Source organism: Nocardia sp. CA-151230 (assembly GCF_050942175.1).
Taxonomy (GTDB): Bacteria; Actinomycetota; Actinomycetes; order Mycobacteriales; family Mycobacteriaceae; genus Nocardia.
This window is the reverse complement of the sequence record NZ_CP192061.1, coordinates 4,469,134-4,484,366: the sequence shown is the minus strand read 5'-3', so window position 1 is coordinate 4,484,366 and position 15,233 is coordinate 4,469,134. Positions and strand designations below refer to the sequence as shown.

15 protein-coding genes and 1 pseudogene are annotated in these 15,233 nt (G+C 66.9%); 8 read left to right on the top strand and 8 right to left on the bottom strand.

Annotated elements, in window-relative coordinates; all coding sequences use genetic code 11:
- The first annotated feature begins 133 nt into the window (after positions 1-133).
- Positions 134-637, top strand: coding sequence for a transglycosylase SLT domain-containing protein (locus tag ACQP1O_RS21035; RefSeq protein ID WP_433567458.1), 504 nt, complete (start codon positions 134-136; stop codon positions 635-637).
- 476 nt (positions 638-1,113) lie between these two features.
- Here ACQP1O_RS21035 and ACQP1O_RS21030 read toward each other — a convergent pair whose 3' ends face one another.
- The 4 genes from ACQP1O_RS21030 to ACQP1O_RS21015 form a co-directional block, all read right to left on the bottom strand.
- Positions 1,114-1,827 carry an alpha/beta fold hydrolase gene (locus tag ACQP1O_RS21030; RefSeq protein ID WP_433567457.1) on the bottom strand — a complete coding sequence of 238 codons (714 nt, stop codon included), beginning with the start codon at positions 1,825-1,827 and terminating at the stop codon, positions 1,114-1,116.
- Between the two features lie 317 nt (positions 1,828-2,144).
- Entirely contained in the window at positions 2,145-2,951 is an 807-nt protein-coding gene (locus tag ACQP1O_RS21025; protein ID WP_433567456.1) for a hypothetical protein, read from the bottom strand.
- A gap of 124 nt (positions 2,952-3,075) precedes the next feature.
- A complete protein-coding gene (locus ACQP1O_RS21020) occupies positions 3,076-3,585 on the bottom strand; it encodes a beta-ketoacyl synthase N-terminal-like domain-containing protein (protein WP_433567455.1) in 510 nt (169 codons plus the stop codon).
- Between the two features lie 144 nt (positions 3,586-3,729).
- A complete protein-coding gene (locus ACQP1O_RS21015) occupies positions 3,730-4,374 on the bottom strand; it encodes a nitroreductase/quinone reductase family protein (protein ID WP_433567454.1) in 645 nt (214 codons plus the stop codon).
- A 38-nt stretch (positions 4,375-4,412) separates the two neighbouring features.
- Between ACQP1O_RS21015 and ACQP1O_RS21010 the strand changes: the two genes are divergently transcribed.
- From ACQP1O_RS21010 to ACQP1O_RS21000, 3 genes and pseudogenes are all read left to right on the top strand, one after another.
- Positions 4,413-4,976 (top strand): TetR/AcrR family transcriptional regulator, encoded by a 564-nt coding sequence (locus ACQP1O_RS21010; RefSeq protein ID WP_433567453.1) that lies wholly within the window; start codon positions 4,413-4,415, stop codon positions 4,974-4,976.
- Positions 4,977-4,979: 3 nt separating this feature from the next.
- Positions 4,980-5,104: pseudogene (gvpK, locus tag ACQP1O_RS21005) on the top strand (gas vesicle protein GvpK); the annotation flags it as partial.
- Between the two features lie 251 nt (positions 5,105-5,355).
- Entirely contained in the window at positions 5,356-5,511 is a 156-nt protein-coding gene (locus ACQP1O_RS21000; protein ID WP_433567406.1) for a DUF6131 family protein, read from the top strand.
- Positions 5,512-5,978: 467 nt separating this feature from the next.
- Here ACQP1O_RS21000 and ACQP1O_RS20995 read toward each other — a convergent pair whose 3' ends face one another.
- A complete protein-coding gene (locus ACQP1O_RS20995) occupies positions 5,979-6,386 on the bottom strand; it encodes a hypothetical protein (protein ID WP_433567452.1) in 408 nt (135 codons plus the stop codon).
- 113 nt (positions 6,387-6,499) lie between these two features.
- A complete protein-coding gene (locus tag ACQP1O_RS20990) occupies positions 6,500-7,936 on the bottom strand; it encodes a CHAD domain-containing protein (protein WP_433567451.1) in 1,437 nt (478 codons plus the stop codon).
- Positions 7,937-8,167: 231 nt separating this feature from the next.
- On the opposite strand from ACQP1O_RS20990, the gene ACQP1O_RS20985 reads away from it, so the two are divergent.
- The gene (locus ACQP1O_RS20985) at positions 8,168-8,440 is read left to right on the top strand and encodes a hypothetical protein (protein WP_433567450.1); all 273 of its coding nucleotides are present in this window, start codon (positions 8,168-8,170) and stop codon (positions 8,438-8,440) included.
- Positions 8,441-8,592: 152 nt separating this feature from the next.
- Here the strand turns inward: ACQP1O_RS20985 and ACQP1O_RS20980 are convergent, their stop codons facing one another.
- A complete protein-coding gene (locus ACQP1O_RS20980; RefSeq protein ID WP_433567449.1) occupies positions 8,593-8,715 on the bottom strand; it encodes an Rv1535 domain-containing protein in 123 nt (40 codons plus the stop codon).
- 66 nt (positions 8,716-8,781) lie between these two features.
- On the opposite strand from ACQP1O_RS20980, the gene ACQP1O_RS20975 reads away from it, so the two are divergent.
- The 3 genes from ACQP1O_RS20975 (at position 8,782) to ACQP1O_RS20965 (ending at position 14,330) form a co-directional block, all read left to right on the top strand.
- Complete coding sequence (locus ACQP1O_RS20975) at positions 8,782-9,048, top strand: hypothetical protein (RefSeq protein WP_433567448.1); 267 nt, start codon at positions 8,782-8,784, stop codon at positions 9,046-9,048.
- Between the two features lie 273 nt (positions 9,049-9,321).
- Positions 9,322-9,687, top strand: a complete 366-nt coding sequence (locus ACQP1O_RS20970) for a hypothetical protein (RefSeq protein ID WP_433567447.1) — start codon at positions 9,322-9,324, stop codon at positions 9,685-9,687.
- 2 nt (positions 9,688-9,689) lie between these two features.
- The gene (locus ACQP1O_RS20965) at positions 9,690-14,330 is read left to right on the top strand and encodes an HAD-IC family P-type ATPase (RefSeq protein WP_433567446.1); all 4,641 of its coding nucleotides are present in this window, start codon (positions 9,690-9,692) and stop codon (positions 14,328-14,330) included.
- 324 nt (positions 14,331-14,654) lie between these two features.
- Here the strand turns inward: ACQP1O_RS20965 and ACQP1O_RS20960 are convergent, their stop codons facing one another.
- Positions 14,655-15,068, bottom strand: a complete 414-nt coding sequence (locus tag ACQP1O_RS20960) for an STAS domain-containing protein (RefSeq protein WP_433567445.1) — start codon at positions 15,066-15,068, stop codon at positions 14,655-14,657.
- Positions 15,069-15,233 lie beyond the last annotated feature (165 nt).

Below are 15,233 nucleotides of genomic sequence, written 5' to 3'. Positions count from 1 at the left end.
ATCCGTGACCAATGCTGTCATCACTGCCGAGCGCGGCCGATTCCCCCGGAAACGCCGCCAGGGCTTCCTTTCGCCCCGCAGGTCGCAAAGGAGCGACATGTGCTCGGCATCGACATTCCTGAGGAGGAACCCAATGGCCACCGGACGCCGTCCCCGGACCGCCCTTCGCTTCGCCGTCTACGCCCTGGCAGCCGCATCATTGTCGATCGCGGCAACCGCCGAGGCCTCGGCCCTCGTCCCGGAACCGCCGGCACGGACTGTTCCGGCAGCCATGAGCCTTTCCGGCGCGAAGGTTGTGGCGGAATCGGGCGTGCACGGTTCCGACCTCGACGGCTGGATCAGCCAAGCCCTCGACATCATGGCCGCACAAGGCATCCCGGGCAGCTACGACGCCATCCACCGCAACATCATGCGCGAATCCGGCGGAGACCCCGGCGCGATCAACCTCTACGACTCCAACGCAGCCGCCGGCACCCCATCCAAAGGCCTGCTCCAGGTCATCGACCCGACCTTCCAGGCCTACCACGTCGCCGGAACCTCCTGGGACATCTGGGATCCGGTAGCCAACATCACCGCCGCCTGCAACTACGCCGCCGCCCGCTACGGCTCCATGGACAACGTCAACTCCGCATACTGACCCCGAAAGCCCGGCTCCCCGCTCTGAACGAGTGTCAGGTCCGGCACGCTGACCGCTGAGCGATGTCATGGGATCGGCGCGCCTTCGATCTCGGCGAGTCGCGACCTCGTCCAACATGATGGCAGCGGCCAGGCCGGAGACGACCATGCCCGCGGCCGAGTCGGGTGACAGGCCGGCCGGAATCGGGGTCAGACGCCCGGCCCACGCCACCGCGACTTCCGCATAAACCGCCGGAGGCATCGTTTCCGACGGCGCCGAACACCTGTGTTCCGATCGGAAGGTTGTCGACGCCCCCACCGACCGCGACTACCGTCCCGCCCTGTTGCGTCATCTGGATAGCTGTCACATCAGAACTCCTCGGGAGGCTTGGCACTGCCTCGTCGGCGGTCGGCGGCGACGGGTAGTCGACGACCAGAGCCCGACGTCGGCCGGGATTCCACGATGTCGGCGCCGCCGGTGCGGATTCCGGCCCGACGTCAGGACAGTTCGGCGAGCGCGCCTGTGATGACGGCGGTGACCTCGTCGGGGTGGGTCTGCATGACCAGGTGGGGTGCGTCCAGTTCGACGACCTCGCGCAGTGCGGCCCGCTGGTAGCCGAAGCGCTCGACCTCGGGGTTGATGGTGTGGTCGGCGGCCGAGACGATGCCCCAGCCGGGCTTGGTCTTCCACGCTGCCGCTGAGGCGGGCTCGGTGAAGGCGAAGGCGGACAGCGGGCGCTGTGAGACCGCGAAGACCCGGGCGCGCACCGGATCCACTCCGGCGGCGAAGACCGCCGGGAAGGCCTCGATCACGACCGACACGTCGGTGCCCGGCTCGCCACCCTCGACCGGGTAGGGGGTGTAGACCAGGTTCGCCGCGAGGTCGGAATCCGGGAAGCCACCCTGCAATTGGCCCAGACTCTCCCCCTCCTCGAGTGCGTAGCCGGAGACGTAGACGAGCCCGGCCACATTGTCCGCGACACCGGCGACGGTGATGACCGCGCCGCCATAGGAGTGACCGGCCAGCAGCACCGGGCCGTCGATGGCCTCGGCGACCGCCCGGATGGAGGCGGCGTCCGCGGACAGGCTGCGATTGTAGACGGGCGGAACCAGGACCGGAATGCCCTGGGCGAGCAGCCGTTCGGTCACCGGGGACCAGCTGGCGGCATCGGCGAAAGCGCCGTGAACCAGGATTACCGTCGGGGCGGGCATGCGATTCCTTTCGTCGGGACACGGGCGGATAGCACCGCGCCCTTCGAGTTTCGAGTAGCCGCGCGATGACCGCCCCTCTCTGCGCGCCAGGAATCCGCCGAATCAGGACACCGTCAGCTCGCCTGCGTCGGACAGGGCCTCGCTGTTGCCGACGGCCGTGAGTGTCGGCAGCTCACCATCGTGGAGATCGTCGCGAATTCCTCATGGCGGTGAAGGCTGGAGCCGCCGAGCCGGAGAACCTCCCCTTCCGATCGGCAAGAATTCATGCACGATTGCTCGAGTGTGCCTCGAGCCTCCAGGACTTCGAACCGCCCATGTCAGGACCGCGGGGGTCCGGCCGGACGCCGCGCCCGCCATCGAGAATTGATGTAGCGCTTCGACTCGTGCGAGTCCGGGGTACCGGTGGCAGGGGCCGGCGGCATCAGGCTCGCGACTCCGCTGGCGTCGTCGGTCTGGATCATCCCGGCCCGCAGGGCCAGTTCGAGCAGCAGCCTGTCGTCGGTCTTGAGCCGAAGACCCCATCGCAGCGCCGTGGCGAGGATCAGCAAGTCGTTGAAGGAGTTTCGGCGATTCTGCTTGAGGTTGATCCTGGCGCGCAGCACCTCCTGCAGAAGATCGACCGCAATGGTGATCTCACTCATCGTCAACGGCAGTGGCGCCACCCCGACGTCGCTGAGGAACCGAGCCCGAACCCCCACGATCCGCCCGATGTTGCGGTCGATCGCGACCGAGGCCATGCCTTCGATCAGTCCGAACGCCCGCGCATTCTGCACATTCGCCACCGCCTGATGCGACTTCTCCAGGTAGGCGGCGAAACCATGACCCGCGAGACTGGCCGGAAAGTTGATCAGCAACTTGTCGGTGCGAGCCATCCCCGACTGCCCCTTGAGTATTCGACCCCGGTACAGCTCGACGAGATGATGGATATCGGGCAGACCCCACAGATGGTGCCTCGCGAGGCTCGGCAGCAGATATCGATACCCCCAGCCCTGCGGCGCCTGCATACTGTAGAGCTCCTGCAAGGTCGTGGTGCTCGCGTAGTACGCACCCGGTTCGGGTGCCTCACACGATCCGTTGTGCCACAGGGACAAGAAGTTCGTATCCAGCAGCACTCCGTCAACCACGTGAGGTCTTCTCTCGCCGAAACCAGGCTCGAACACGGTGGTACCGCGACCCGCCGCGATAGAACCTGGACTCCTTGATACGTCCGAACCACCCGTACCGCAAGGCTATTCATCCTGACCGATCCTAAACCTGGACACCCACGCGGATACCCTGTATCGCGCGCTTCGAGGCAGATCCGCCGTCGAAGCCGCAGACTGCAGGCAGCGGCACCGCGCAGGCCGAAGGTGCGGAAGAGACGATTGGCGAGCGCACCGCGACTCGGGCCGGTGACGGCGTGCCTGGTGATCGCCGCTTCCCCGCCGTCCCGCACCAGCTCGGCGTAATCCGCGGCCATCGCCGCCGCGACGGACCCGGTCGCGGAATCCGGCGGTCGATGATCGGGATGATCGCGTCTTCCGCTGCCTCCCAAGCCAATTCGAGCAGCAGGCGTTGCTGCGGGTCCATCAGCCGCGCCTCGGCCGACGAGATACCGAAGACCGCGGCATCGAACTCGTCGACCTGCTCGAGGAGGCCCCGACCAGGCCCGCCACGTCGCCACCCGCCGCCGAGCGGTCCGGACCAGCACTCCGAATTTCCCGCCGATTTCAGGAGGTTCCAGAATTCACCGGGATTGTTCGCTCCGGCAACCGGCACGACGCACCGACGATCGTGACAGCACGGGAAACCCCGAATACCGAAAATAATTCACAGCAGATCAGCTCTCCTTTTGATCCGGAGAAAATTCGAGCGTCGCCCCGCCCGGCTCGCTCCAACGAAACCGGTAGGCGTTTCGACTCGTCACTGCGCTACCGCCGTGGCCGGTGCCGCCGAGCCCGGAGGCTGGTCCAAGTCGATCCGGATGACGAGCAGGTCGGCGCCCAGCGCACGGACCATGATCGCGTTGAGAATCCGCAGTGGTCGCCAACGAGCCAGTCGCCGTTGCCTTTCCAGCGGATCTTCGTCCGGAAGGACTGTCGCTCGGCCAGTGCGCCAGACGAAGCGCCAGCCCTGCCGGAGTTTCACCCGGACAGTGGGGTCGGCCATGAGATTGCGGACGTATCCGGCCCGGTACCCGTGTTCGGCGATGATCCAGAAGACGTCGCCGGCCGATCCGTTGCCCACCGGTGTTCGGTATCGCCGCCCGGTTCGCCGCCCCACCGTCTCCACGAGCGCATAACCGAAAGGCACGAAGCCGATCCGGAACAACAGGCGCACAACGGGATTGAGCAGATAACGCTGGAAGGCCGCCACCACGGCGCGCTTCCGGCTCGGCCACGCGATGGTGAGCGGAATGTTGGCGAGCGCAAGCGCCGACTCCACGGAGGGAACCAGCGGAGACGAGGAGGCCGTGGGGTCGACCTTCCACGTGATCCATACCAGGGCGGCCACGGCTGCGGACCCGGTGATCACGGTGCGCGAGCGGGCTTTTCGACGTATTTCCATACACTCGCATTGTTCCATACGAGTGTATGGTTGTCGATGTGCGCAAATACGGATCGACCAACTCGGAGCAGCTCGCCGACGCAGTGTTCACCATCGCGGGGTCGAGAGGGCTCGACGCCGCGAGCATCCGTGAGATCGCCGCAGCGGCCGAGGTTTCCATCGGCGCCGTTCAGCACCACTTCACCACCAAGGACGAGCTCTACGCCTTCGCCTTCGAACAGCTCACCGCCCGGGTGCGAGCCCGCATGAGCGCCATCGACCCACAAGCCCCCCTCACCGACCGATTGATCACGGCACTGTCCCAACTGCTTCCATTCGACGACGAACGCGAGCACGAGGCCCGGGTGATGGTCTCCTTCGCGGCGCGCGCGGCCACCAACGAAACCCTCGCCGACATCCAACACCGCACACTGGCCGAGATTCGCCGGGAACTCGAGACCCAGCTGGCCGCCGCGAACATCCCCGACCCCTCGACACGATCCGCGATACTGCTCGCCACGGTCGACGGCCTCGCACTCGATGCGGTCAGCAGCCGCGGGCTCTACCCGCGCGGCGAACTAGCCGCCGCCCTGTCGCTACACGTACGGTCGCTCATCTCATAGAGGGACGCCCAGGTCGAACGCGTCGGCACCATCCTGGTGCTGCTCGAACAATGCATGGACCACGCGATCACTTCGGACTCCTCCCGGAAGATCTCGATATCGACCTCGGCCCCCTCGGCCGTCGATTATCACTGCCTGACAGAGACATTGCCAAAGCTGGGGATATCGGATTCGGTGTGCTGATTGAACTGCCGGCGTGAGGGTATGCGCGTCATGACGGCCGACGCATCACATCGGGTCGAACATCGTGGCTTCGTTCTTCCTGTGGCCGTGGCCGGGTGCGCGCAGTGACGCGTGTCGGGATTGCGCGCATGACCGATATCAGCACCGGAGGGCCGCTCGGGCCCTTCGCGCACAGCAGCGAAACCAGGTGGTGGCCATGATCATTCTCGGAATCATCCTTCTCCTCGTCGGGTTCATATTCGGCATCCCGATCCTGTGGACCATCGGGATCGTGGTGCTCGTCATCGGGCTCGTGTTTCTGCTGTTGGGGTCGATGGGCCGTGCTGTCGGCGGCCGTCGCCATTACTATTGACCCCCAAATCGCGTGTCCCCAACCGACGACCACCGCGCCGCGGCCACAAACCCCGCAGTCGGGCCGCGGGCTTTCCGTGCCGTGTCGAGCAGAGGAATCTGAATCCATCGACTCCCGTTCGAGAAGTGGCGATTTGATATGAATCCGTCGGGACCTCCGACACCTTCCGACTCGCGCGGGCCGCCATGCCGAGGCCGGTTTGCCGGTCACGCATCGGCAGATGCTCCGGCCGCGAACGTCGGGTGACACTCCCGCCGCGAACACCGCGAGTGATCACGGCATCGGTTCCCTCACCGTCGACTCGGGTGTTGCGGCCTTCGAGGTCGGCACGGTGATCCATCGGTATCACCGTGCCGCCCAATGGCTTTGGAAGTTCTGCGATCAGTCCGGCGCGCAGGTCGAATCCACTGCGACGGTGCGCGCCGGGAGATCGCGGTGCGGAAGCCTCGATTCAGGTCGGAGAAACCTCAGGATCGATGTCCTGGGCTGTGCGACGGCTGTTCTGGATCAGCCTTCCGCTGCTCCTCACCCGACTTCGAGTCCGGATCGACCTTGTTGGCGCGCTCCCACTCCTTGTCCAGTTCGGTTCGCGAATCCGCTGCCTCGCTGCGATGCACGTCCGCCTGCTGGGCAAGCTGCTCGGCCTGTGCCGCCTTGGCCTCACCCTCGGCCTGTGCCGCGCGACTGCGGGCAGCGATCTCCTCCGCCCGCGCCTCCCGCTGACCGACCTCGAGTTCCTGTTTCGCCGCGCGGTCCCGGATGCCCTTGGCTTCGACCCGCTGGTGTTCGCGCCGTCGGCGCATCAACAACCAGGCCACAAGCAAAATGACCACAACCGCGACGACGATGATCACGATCACAATGGTGGTGCTCATCTTTCGACTCCTCGCACTCTCCCCCGGTAATCCTTACGCCACTCGACTACCCCCGAGCTGGGAAAATAAGCGACCAGAGTATGCATCGCCCGGCGCTGTCCCGGGGACGGTATCTATTCGCCTCCGGCAACCGCCGCAACACTCTGGCGTACGCCCTCTTTCGCTTGCATCTCGTTCGCGTAGAGCAGGCCGTAGGTGAAGCCGTTCTCGCCACCTGCCGTGCCCGCTGCTGTAGCGGTTCGCCACAGGAATTCGGTCGAGACGACGCTGTCGTTGTAGTCGCCGAGTAGGCGCTGAATCTTCTTGTAGTGCTTGATATTCGACTTTGCCAGCGTCGGCTTTCGAACGGGTTTGTGCAATTCGGCGGCATAGCGTGCGCGTTTTGCGGCTTTACGCGCGCGGTGCAGCGATTCGTCTCGATGGTTGTCCAATGCGGTCGCCAACCGGCGGTCGGCTTTGTCCGCGGCCCGGCGGGCCCGCTTCACGAGTTGGCGCCGCCGGATCCGTCGCTCGAACGGCGGCTGTGATTTCCATGTCTGCAGGGTCGCGAGCAGTCGCAGGTAGCGGGGCGAGTCCATTGCCTCAGCGAGAGCATTGCGGCTCGGCAACTGCCGAGCCAGCAGCGTCGCGTCGATCCGCGCAGCGACGGGACCCAGGACGAGTTCGGGCGGTAGGGCGTTGAGTTCATCGGCGAGGCGTCGGCGTTGGACGTGGCAATCGCGTATGTCACCGAGCAGAGCTGCATACCATCTCAGCTCGTTGTCGATCTCGCCGACTGCGTCGCGGTGCAGCAGCTTGCCGAACACGCGTAGCGTGCTGCGCAGTCGCCGCGTCGCGACACGGGTGTCGTGGATTGGTTCCTCGCCTCGCCGTAGCCCGACGTCACCGGTGAAGATCAAGTCGATCTGTGTGGTCATGTATTCGCGCATGGCACGTTCCGCCCGGGAATTGGTGACGGCCGGTCCGGATCGCCCCGGCAGTACATGAGACAGCTTGGAGCGATAGCTCGACTCGCGTGCGCCTGCTTCGGCGAGCCGGTCCAGCAGAACTGCCGGGACCTCGTCGGTGTGAGGGCCGAGTTCGACCTCGATCTCACGCCAGGAGACTGGTTCGGCAGGCCGGTCAGCTACGGTCGAGTCCACAGTGTCGTCATCGATCTCGACGATCAGTTCGCCGTCCGAACCGAGGATGCGGTGACGGCGGCGCAGTGTATGAATCGTGGCGACCTCGTTCAAAGGCCTCCCCAGCGCTGCGCCATTGACGACCTCGGCGAGTTCGTGCGGCAGCTCGTCCGACAGTTGGGCGGTCACTTCGACCCGACCGGTCGAACGGGGGATCTTCAGCTGCCAGCCGGATTCGTCCTCTCCCTCACGGCGGCGCAACGTCAAGTCGTGGGCGAGCAGGTCTCGCTCGGCGGTGTCGAAATAGGTACTGGTCAGCTCGACCGGTATCTCCTCGACGTGGCTATTCGCGACAAGGTCGTCGAGCCTCGGAAGGGTGAAGTCCCGGTCGACCGCCCATTTGCTCTCACGTTCGAGTACGTCCTTCATGCGTTGGCATATTCCCCGCAAACCACACGTCAAACAGGGAAAAGCGATATTCGGACGGGCTGTCGCGGGATTACCCCATGCGGCGGTCGCCGCCGAACTCACGCAAGCGTTCGTGGCACGACGAGCACGGCCGCACGGGTAGCAGTATCGGCGGACCGGAAGGCGCGGGGAATCAATTCGCGCAGCGTCGGTCCAAGCCGGTGTGGGGTATGGGGACTACCGTTGCCGAGCATGGCGACCAGGGAGATCGTGGTGACCGTCGACGAGAACGATCGGGGCGTCCTTCATCACGCAGCCGACTGCGCGGGAATGTGCGTAGAGGCGTACGCCTCCTGGGGGCTGCGGCTATTGGCACTGCAGGCCCAGTCCGAAGAGACCTCACAGCACGGTGTGCATGCCGAACCGAAGGCCGCACAGACCGCTGACAATTCGGAGTCGGTGGCATGGGTGGAGACCTTCGCCGAGCGTCTGTCTCACCGCGCCGACGAGTTTCGCGACGACTGAAAGGCACCCACCCTGCCTCCCGCGGTGTCTACCGGTGGTCGGCCCGATCTTGCTCGTCGGCTCGTCCATTGGGGTTCCGGACGCTATCCACTGTCGCTGCCGCGAGCGCCGTCGTTCCTTGGCCACTCAACACCGGGTTGCCAGTGGGATGATCAGTCGACGATCTCGATAACACCCAGGCGCAGCAGGACCGCGTACAGCTCACGCAACGGCACGGCGAGGACCTGCGTCAGTGCTCCCGTCAGTGGATCCGACCCGCCCACACCAGAACTCATCACACTCGACACCTTGCGGATCCCAGACGTCGAACACTCGAACACACTATGACTGGGAGGCAACAAATGGCAGAAAAATCATCAACCGGCCACCGCAACACCGTCGACCGCGTGCTGGCCGCGCAGGGTTTCGCAGTAGATCTGCCGATGATCGGTCGGGTTCGCATCCCCCGTCCCGAGCAGTTGGCGTACTACGGCGCACTGGGCGCGTTGGCCGCGGCGGAGATCATCGAATGGCCTGTCGCACTGGTCCTCGCAACAGGTCACTGGCTGATACAGGATCAGCACAATCGCATCGCCCACCAAATCGGCGAAGCCCTCGAAGAAGCGTAGATGCAATTTGTGTAGCAACCATTTTGCAACTTCGATGGCCCGGGTAGCGGAGGTTTCATCGCCGCAACAGCCAGACCAGCATTGACACCATCTGAACTGGCATTTTCCTCCCGCGCGCCTCGCAGGCGGCTTGAACGAGCCGTTTTTCGTGTCAATTACCCAGGGCCGATTCGAGAATCGCGGAGTATTCTGGCAACGCACTAGTTTCCGCAGGAAGTCCTTCGCGCTACCTACGACGACTGGGGTGTGATGATGAGCGTTGCATCGGACACTGTGAGGGCGCTCGAGGCTACGGCATCGGCGACCGTGCATGCGGCCGAGGCGGCCGGTGGAGCCGTCGTCGGCGCGGTGACCGGTGCTGCGCGCGGCACCGCCGAGGGTGCCGTCTCCGGCGCTCGCAAGGGGGTGAACCTCCCCGCCGCCACTGCGCTCGGTGTCGTTGCAGCCGGTTTGGCGGGCCTGGTCGAGTGGCCCGTGGCTGCCGCCGTGGGCGGCGTGGCCGGTGCGGTGTACCTGTTGCGGCGCGCCAGAACCGAATCCGGGCATCAGGACACGTCCGAACAGCCGCGGGAGCGCAGGAGTACTCGGCCGAAGCAGTCCGCCGCGGGTTCGCGACGGCCGCGAACCGCCGCAAAGTAGTGGTGTCCCCACGCGGCCTGGCCACGGCGCCGGTCCGGCTGTCCCTCATGGCCGCCGGAGCCACGCTGGGATTGCTGCAGCGGCCGGTCACCGTGGCGTCGCGGCTGGCGGACCCAGCCGCTCGAACAGTCGCCGAATTCACCGAGGGCATCGGCCGGGAATTGAGCGCGCTGGTGGACCCGCGGCGCATGCGTACGCAGCGGCGACTCACGGTGCATGCCAACCGAATTCACGCCGAGGTTCGCGGCTTGCAGTCCGCACAGAGCGCTCGGGTAGCCGAGTTGGCGCGCAAGCACCTCGAGCAGGAACCGGAGGTGTGCTGGTTCCAGGTCAATGCCGCCACCGGGCGGGTCGTCGTGGCCGCGGACCCGCAACGCCTGTCGCCGGCACAGCTGGAAGCGATCCTGGAACGCGTCGAAGATCTCGCCGGAACCAGTGCGGAGCCGTGGAGCCGTCGACTCGAGCACCCCTCCGATCGGGAGCCGATATTGGCGTCTGCGCTGCAGCTGGCCGGCGATCTGATCGGGATCGGTGCGGTCGTCACGGGGCGGTTGCTTCCGGCACCGCCGCCGGCCCATGTAGTCCGGGGGGCGGTGGCTCTGGTGGACGGACAGCCGCGGTTGCGCGGCGCACTGGAAGCCCAGCTCGGTCGCCACCGCACCGATACCGTGATCACGATCGGAAATGCCCTGGGTCAGGCACTGGATTCGGAAGTCACCGGCCTGTGCGCCGACGCGATGCAGCGGGCGGTGCGGCTGGTCGAGGCCGCCTCTCGCTTCGCACAGTGGCGGCGCTGGGAACAGCTGATCGCCGACCCGGACCTGCCGGGTGTCGACGTATACGATCCGCCCGAGCCGCGGCCGGTACCGCTGCCGTACGGACCGATCGAGCGCTGCACCGAACAGGTCAGCACCGCCGCGACACTGGTATCGGCGGCGACGCTGGCCGGCGGCCGCACGGTCGCCGATGCCGCCGACGCCGTGGCGGCGGGCGTGCCGAAGGCGGCGCGGGCCGGTCGCGAGACCTTCGCCGGTGCGCTGTCGACCCTCATGGCGGCGCGCGGCGTGCTGACCCTCGATCCGTTCATGTGGCGCCGCCTGGACCGGGTTTCGGCAGTGGTCGTCGACCGCGACGCAGTGCGCGGTCAAGGGGCTATGGTGCTCGACGCCGAATCCCGCGACGACAGCTGGCCGGTCGAACACGTGTGGAGCGCCGCGCAGCGGCTGCTCTGGTGCAATGGTGAGGAACTGCCCATCCCGCCACCAGCTGAGCATCAGCGTGAGAATCTGCATCTGGCCATCGATGCCGACGCCGACCGGCGACTCGGCATCGACACGGATCCTCCCGACCCAGGAATCGATCCGGAGGGCCCGGACTGGCACCTGTTGTACGAGCACGGACATGTGGTCGGGCGCGTACTGATCGGGAGCGAGCCACATCCGGGCGCTGCCGGATTGCTGGCCACCGCCCGACAGGCGGGCCTGCGGGTGGTACTCATCGGTGACGAGAGCATCGGCGAATTGCGCCGCAGCGCCGATGAATTCGTGCTCGCCGGCGGGTCGGTGTCCGGGCTGGTACGGCGACTGCAGCGGCAGGGCCACGTGGTGGCGGTGGTCAGCTGCGAGGCACATCGCGCCCTGGGTGCCGCCGATCTGGGCATCGGTATCGCCTCCCGAACTCCCGGCGCTCCGGCACGGATCCCCTGGCAGGCCGATGTGGTGTGCCCGGATCTGAGTTCGGCACGGCAGATCATCGCCGCTAGCGGCCAGGCCCGCACTGTCAGTGAGCGCGGCCGGGTCCTGACGCTGTCGGCAGCCACACTCAGCGGTCTGCTGCTCGCGTCCGGTCCCGCCGGGTCCCGGGCGGCGCGGGCCACCAGCCCGGTCACTGCGGCCACCGTGATGGGGCTGACAACGGGCCTCAACTACGGGCTCGGGGCCGCACGGGCGACCGGGCCGACCGACGTACGGCTGATGCCGTGGCATGCACTGGAACCCGACGAGGTGCTGGCCCGACTGCCTGTCCCGCGCCGGTCGTCGTCGCCTCCTCGCTCGCGTGTCACCACCGTCGCCGGCCGGATAGCGCAGCAATTGGCCACGCCCGCAACGAGTCTCGCCGGTCTGGTCGCAGATGTGCGCCGCGAGCTGGCCGATCCGATGACTCCACTGCTGGGTGTCGGCGCGGTCGCGTCCGCGCTGCTCGGCTCGCCTACCGACGCCGTGCTCGTCGGCACCGTGCTGGGGCTCAATGCCACAGTGTCGGCCCTGCAGCGCCGCCGCGCCCGGCTGTCGCTGGACAAACTCCTGCTCGGCGAGCGCTTGACTGCTCGGCGGCTCACCGAAGACGGCGAAATCGAAACTCCCGCAGACGATCTGCTGGAGGGTGATGTGATCGCTCTGGCCACCGGCGAGGTAGTCCCTGCCGATGCGCGGCTACTGGAGACCGATGGGCTGGAAGTCGACGAGTCCGGCCTCACCGGCGAGACCGTGACCGTGGAAAAGCAGACCCCCGCCACCCCCGGCGCCCTACTGGCAGAACGCACCGGCATGGTGTTCGAGGGCAGCGTCGTGGTCAGCGGCGAGGCGACCGCGGTGGTGGTGGCAGTCGGCACCGCAACCGAGGCCGGTCGAGCCCTCGCCGCCGCCGGGCCGCCCCCCAGCGGCGGCGTGCAGGAGCAGCTGCACAGCTTGACCGAACGCGTGCTGCCGTTCACTCTCGGCGGCGGAACCGCCGTCACTGTCACCAGCTTCCTGCGTGGCCTGCCGCTGCGCCCGGCCCTCGCCGACGGGCTGGCCGTCGCCGTCGCCGCCGTTCCCGAAGGACTGCCGCTCGTGGCGACAGTCGCCCAACTCGCCGCCACCCGCCGCCTGTCCCGACGCGGCGTGCTGGTCCGCTCCAGCCGCACCATCGAGGCACTCGGCCGCGTCGACACCATGTGCTTCGACAAGACCGGCACTCTCACCGAGGGCCAATTGCGGCTCGTCGCGGTTGCCGATCTCGACCAGAAGTGGGACAGCGACCATCTCGCGAGCACGCCACAGTCGCGGGGGTTGCTACGCGCCGCCGCCCACGCGTGCCCCAACCCTGACGATGCCCCACTGGTACACGCCACCGACCGAGCTGTGGTCGAGGCAGCACACGCACATCTGGACGCCAGGCAGCCCCATGTCTGGTCTCCCATCGAGGAATTGCCGTTCGAGAGCTTCCGCGGCTACTCCGCGGCGGTGGGCAACATCGGTCAGCACATCCGGCTCGCCGTCAAGGGCGCCCCGGAAGTGCTACTGCCACATTGTGATCAGGTCCTGCGCACCGAGGACACAGGACTGCAGCTTCGGCCGTTCACGCCCGAGTGCCGCGCCCATGCCGAGGCGGCGGTGCGACGGCTGGCCGCGCAGGGGCTGCGGGTGCTGGTGGTGGCACGGCGCGATCTCGCCTTCGCTCCCCTCGACCTCACCGAGGAGATCGAGCAACTCACCCTTCTCGGCTTCCTCGGCATTGCCGACAGCCCGCGCCCGCAGGCGCTGGAACTGCTTGCCGAATTGGCCCGCAACGACATCAGCGTGCGGATGATCACCGGTGATCACCCGATCACCGCACGCGCGGTCGCCGAACAGCTCGCCATCCCCACCGACACGATAGCCACCGGCGCCGACCTGGACCTGCTCGACGAGGACGGCCAAGCCGAACTCATCGAGCAGGCAACAGTTTTCGCGCGGGTATCGCCTGAACACAAGGTACGTATCGTGTCCGCGCTCCAACACCGCGGGCACACGGTGGCGATGGCAGGCGACGGCAGCAACGACGCGGCCGCCATCCGCACCGCCGATGTCGGTATCGGGCTGGCCGCTCGAGGTTCCGTCGCCGCACGCGAGGCCGCGGACCTGATCCTCACCGACACCGGCTCGGTCCTCGACCTCACCGTGCTGCAGGAGGCGCTGGCCGAGGGCCGCGGCATGTGGCAGCGAGTACGCGACGCGATCGGCGTGCTGGTCGGCGGCAACGCTGGTGAGGTGGCGTTCACCGTCCTGGGCACGCTGCTGTCCGGCCGAGCGCCGATCGGCACCCGGCAATTCCTGGTGGTGAACCTGCTCACCGACCTCGGTCCGGCAATGGCACTCACACTCTCGGACACCCGGACCGCCGACGCCACCGAAACGACCGACACACTCGGGCCACCGCCCGGTATCGGCAGCGACTTCCTGCAAGCCGTCGCCGTGCGCGGCACCTGCACCACCATCGGCGCCGGCGCGGCTTGGCTGCTCGGCCGCGTCACCGGCCGACGCCGCCGCGCGGAAACGATGGCACTGGCCGCCCTGATCGGCACGCAGCTCGGGCAGACCCTGGTGATCGGCAGGCACAGCCGCCTGGTCTGGACGACCGTGGCAGGCAGCTCCGTACTCCTCGTCACGATCATCATGGTGCCCGGGGTGAACCGGTTCTTCGGGTGCACACCACTGGGGCCGGTAGCGTGGTCGATCGTGCTGGGCTGCGCCGCAACAGGCACCTGCGCGGCCCTGCTCACCGGCCGCACGCTGTCCGGGCCCGCGGCCCGACGTGGCCCCTTTTCACAGAGCGCTGACACCACACGGACCGTGCAATCTGCAGGCCCGACCGTGTCTCGAATTCCCTGCAGCGCGAGCTGAAGTCAACGCTTGCCGAAACCCTGAGCAATCTGGGCGCCGCCCGGAAATGACGGTACTTTGCTCCAGGTCGGTTTCTGCGGCCACGAACTCTGTGATCGCCAGTCGCGCACCGCTTCTCGCATCGGTCGAACACCGCCAGCGGTGGTCCGGCCATCATGTTGGCCGCCGGCGAGGATGCTGCGCGCGGATGCGGCCGGGTTGGGACCACCGCATCCGCGAAATCGGCGAGTTCGCACGAGATCCGGGCGAACGATCTCAGGTCGTAACGAATCCCGAGCGGGTCACTCGCCGGATCGTCCGGCATGGCGGCATCGGGGGGCGGTCTCAGACCGCCCAGGGCATCGGTTTGCAGGCGGCGGCGATCGTCTTCGCGGTTTCCAAATCGGTGGCCTGGCCGCAGAGCTCGATCAGCCGGTCCACACACCGCGCTCCGGTAACCACCCGCAGGACTCGCTGGCGTCGACGGGCGTCGTCATCGGCGTCCAGAATGGCCTGCAGTCCCGAGATGCTGAAGAAGGTCAGCCGTGAGAGGTCCACGACCACCAATCGGGTGCTGGTGGCAATGGCGTAGCCGAGATGCTCGCGGAAGGCACCGACGGTGTTGTAGTCGATCTCGCCGTTGGCGGTCAGGACCGTCGCGAACGACGACGGCATGCTGTGGACGATGCCCAACGGCGTGCGCGACCCGCGCCGCTCAGCTATTGCCGATCCACCAGCAACGATGAATGAATTCGCCATCAGGATCAGTTCCTTGTCCAGTACATGTGACGCCCTGATGGGCAGCCGCACGACGTGTCGCCCATACCGCGAGGCACAGACTGGGCTGCTGGCTTTCAACCGTGAAAATTGGGTACCCGACCTGTCGCGAGATACACCTGTGACCTCTCGATGAATCTGAAGGCA

What these genes read in the sequence shown, in the direction of transcription:
- ACQP1O_RS20985 (WP_433567450.1), top strand. Translation starts at nt 8,168, where the DNA reads ATGGCGACCAGGGAGATCGTGGTGACCGTCGACGAGAACGATCGGGGC.
- ACQP1O_RS21015 (WP_433567454.1), bottom strand. Translation starts at nt 4,374, where the DNA reads ATGGAAATACGTCGAAAAGCCCGCTCGCGCACCGTGATCACCGGGTCC.
- ACQP1O_RS20995 (WP_433567452.1), bottom strand. Translation starts at nt 6,386, where the DNA reads ATGAGCACCACCATTGTGATCGTGATCATCGTCGTCGCGGTTGTGGTC.
- ACQP1O_RS21030 (WP_433567457.1), bottom strand. Translation starts at nt 1,827, where the DNA reads ATGCCCGCCCCGACGGTAATCCTGGTTCACGGCGCTTTCGCCGATGCC.
- ACQP1O_RS21035 (WP_433567458.1), top strand. Translation starts at nt 134, where the DNA reads ATGGCCACCGGACGCCGTCCCCGGACCGCCCTTCGCTTCGCCGTCTAC.
- ACQP1O_RS20980 (WP_433567449.1), bottom strand. Translation starts at nt 8,715, where the DNA reads ATGAGTTCTGGTGTGGGCGGGTCGGATCCACTGACGGGAGCACTGACG.
- ACQP1O_RS20990 (WP_433567451.1), bottom strand. Translation starts at nt 7,936, where the DNA reads ATGAAGGACGTACTCGAACGTGAGAGCAAATGGGCGGTCGACCGGGAC.
- ACQP1O_RS20960 (WP_433567445.1), bottom strand. Translation starts at nt 15,068, where the DNA reads ATGGCGAATTCATTCATCGTTGCTGGTGGATCGGCAATAGCTGAGCGG.
- ACQP1O_RS20975 (WP_433567448.1), top strand. Translation starts at nt 8,782, where the DNA reads ATGGCAGAAAAATCATCAACCGGCCACCGCAACACCGTCGACCGCGTG.
- ACQP1O_RS21000 (WP_433567406.1), top strand. Translation starts at nt 5,356, where the DNA reads ATGATCATTCTCGGAATCATCCTTCTCCTCGTCGGGTTCATATTCGGC.